Origin of the sequence: Ilyomonas limi, assembly GCF_005233845.1 — a bacterium.
Classification (GTDB): Bacteria; Bacteroidota; Bacteroidia; order Chitinophagales; family Chitinophagaceae; genus Ilyomonas; species Ilyomonas limi.
Genome location: NZ_SZQL01000061.1, coordinates 1 through 1,522, shown reverse-complemented (window position 1 = coordinate 1,522; position 1,522 = coordinate 1). Strand labels below are relative to the sequence as shown.

The window sequence follows — 1,522 nt, the reverse complement described above, 5'->3', positions numbered from 1 at the left end:
GAGACTGTAAAATAAACTGTGTCAGGAGTTAAATACTTAACTTCAAAACACAGAAAAAAATGGAAAAGCAAGAAAATCAGTTTGACTACGAGTCAATTAAAAAGCAAGCCCTGGAGCAGTTTCGTTCGGGCAAAAGTCTGACAGGCAAAGGCGGCGCTTTTGCTCCTTTGTTCAAACAATTCTTAGAAGCAGCTTTACAATCAGAACTGGAACAACACCTCTCTGAAGAGCAGCTTCAGCCAACAACCAACCGTAAAAATGGCAAAGTAAGCAAGACGGTGAAAACCGGCGATGGTGAAATTGAACTGGTCACCAGCCGTGACCGGAATGGCAGCTTTGAGCCGGAGATTATCAAGAAGCGGGAAACGATTTTAGCCGATAGTTTACAGGACCGCATCATCGGCATGTATGGCATTGGCATGAGTCTGCGTGACATTTCTAACCATATTAAGGAGATGTACGACATGGACATCTCTCATGATACCTTAAGTTCAATAACAGAGCGCATCATGCCGCTGATAAAAGAATGGCAAAGCAGACCTTTGGATGAACTCTATTGTATAGTATGGATGGATGCGATACACTATAAAGTGAAGGAACAGGGCAAGGTAAAAAGCCGGGCAGTGTATAACATCTTAGGCATTGACAAGGAAGGGAAAAAAGGGTTGTTAGGCGTGTATGTTTCAGAAAATGAAGGCGCTAATTTTTGGCTCAGCGTATTAACAGATTTAAATAACCGTGGACTGAAAGATATACTGATAGCGTGCATTGACAACCTCAATGGCTTTGAACAGGCTATAGCAGGCATCTTTCCACAAACGGAAGTGCAAAGCTGTGTGATCCATCAAATACGTAATTCATTAAAGTATGTGGCTTCTAAAGACCAGAAGGAATTCCTGGCTGAATTGAAACCTGTATACAAGGCGGCAACAAAAGATCTCGCTGAATTAAACCTGGAAAAGCTCTCTGAAAAATGGAGCAAAAAGTACCCGGTGGTGATTAAATCATGGCAGGATAACTGGCATAAACTTTCCACTTATTTTAAGTATACTGAGGATATTAGACCTATCATTTATACTACTAATACCATTGAAGGTTTTCATCGCCAGGTGAGAAAAGTTACAAAAAATAAGGGGGCATTTCCAAGTGACGATGCACTGCTCAAATTGGTGTATCTCGCTTATAAAAACATCAGTAAAAAATGGACACAACCTTTGCAAAACCGGAGCCTTACTGTGTCGCAGCTTGCTATTCACTTTGCAGGCAGGCTAACTTTAATGTAAAGCCATTTGGGCTATCGCCCAAAGGTTTTTTCAGGCATATACCGAATGAATATTCGCTAAGATTAAACAACAACGTAACTTTATAAAAAATGCCAACTCAATGGCTTGAATTGGCATTCATTCTATCGGGTCAGGTTATCCCTTAAAAGGTTGCTCCTCAGCAGCGCCTTTCTCCGTTTTGCCTGACAGCATAAATGTAACATAGGAAAATCTTTTGACACAGTTTAAATTACACTCCC

At 40.9% G+C, this 1,522-nt stretch carries 1 protein-coding gene; it reads left to right on the top strand.

What is annotated here, in order from left to right; translation table 11 throughout:
- Positions 1 to 59: 59 nt before the first annotated feature.
- Positions 60 to 1,283 (top strand): IS256 family transposase, encoded by a 1,224-nt coding sequence (locus FC093_RS23550; RefSeq protein WP_137264277.1) that lies wholly within the window; start codon positions 60 to 62, stop codon positions 1,281 to 1,283.
- The last annotated feature ends 239 nt before the right edge of the window (positions 1,284 to 1,522 follow it).

Excerpts from the sequence above, each read along its gene's own strand:
- FC093_RS23550 (WP_137264277.1), top strand. The coding sequence starts at position 60 with ATGGAAAAGCAAGAAAATCAGTTTGACTACGAGTCAATTAAAAAGCAA.